Source organism: Hymenobacter ginkgonis (genome assembly GCF_009755225.1).
Taxonomy (GTDB): domain Bacteria; phylum Bacteroidota; class Bacteroidia; order Cytophagales; family Hymenobacteraceae; genus Hymenobacter; species Hymenobacter ginkgonis.
In genome coordinates this window covers 1-734 of the sequence record NZ_WQKZ01000029.1, presented here as the reverse complement: position 1 = coordinate 734, position 734 = coordinate 1, and the positions used below count along the sequence as shown (strand labels likewise).

At 65.9% G+C, this 734-nt stretch carries 1 protein-coding gene; it reads right to left on the bottom strand.

What is annotated here, in order from left to right; genetic code table 11:
- Positions 1–734: S49 family peptidase (locus GO988_RS23660; protein ID WP_157570113.1), on the bottom strand; the 734-nt coding region annotated here is incomplete at both ends.

Sequence of the window (734 nt, the reverse complement as noted above, 5' to 3'; positions counted from 1 at the left end):
GAGGCGGCTTTGTTGACGGCATCCTGGAGCGAGCCAATGGCATCGACCAGGCCGTGTTTTTTGGCGTCGGAACCGCGGTACACCTTGCCGGTGAACACGTCCTCCTTGGTGCTAAGCTTGCCGGCGCGGCCCTTCTCCACGGCCGCGATGAAGGTCTCGCCAATCTGGTCGAGGTCAGCCTGCACGGCCGCGCGCACGTCGTCGCTCAGGGGCTCCACCGGATTCATCTTGGCTTTGTCCACGGCGCGGGTCGAGCGCAGAATCTCCACCTTCACGCCCTGCTTTTCCAGGAAAGCCGACTGGTCGATGCTCATGCAGAGCACGCCCAGGCTACCGGCGTAGCCCGTCGAGGCCGAGTTGATGTAGATAAAGCTGGCCTGCGAGGCAATCCAGTAGGCCGCCGACGCGCCCAGCCCGTCGATGTAGGCCACCACGGGCTTTTGGCTCAGGGCCACGGCCTGGGCGAATTCCTCCGTGCCATCGACCTGGCCACCGGGCGAGTCGATGTCGAGCACGATAGCCGAGATTTCGGGGTCGCGGTTGGCCGCGGCAATCTGGGCTACTAAGTCTTTGGTGCCCAATGAGCAGTAGCCGCCGCGCTTCTGCACCGTGCCCTGCACCGGAATCACGGCCACCTTCGAGCCGCTGGTAGTGGCCGAGCCAGCCCCGCCGCTGCGGCCGGCCAGCACCTGGGCAATGCCCGAGGCCAGGTTCACCCCGTGGCCCTGGGGCTT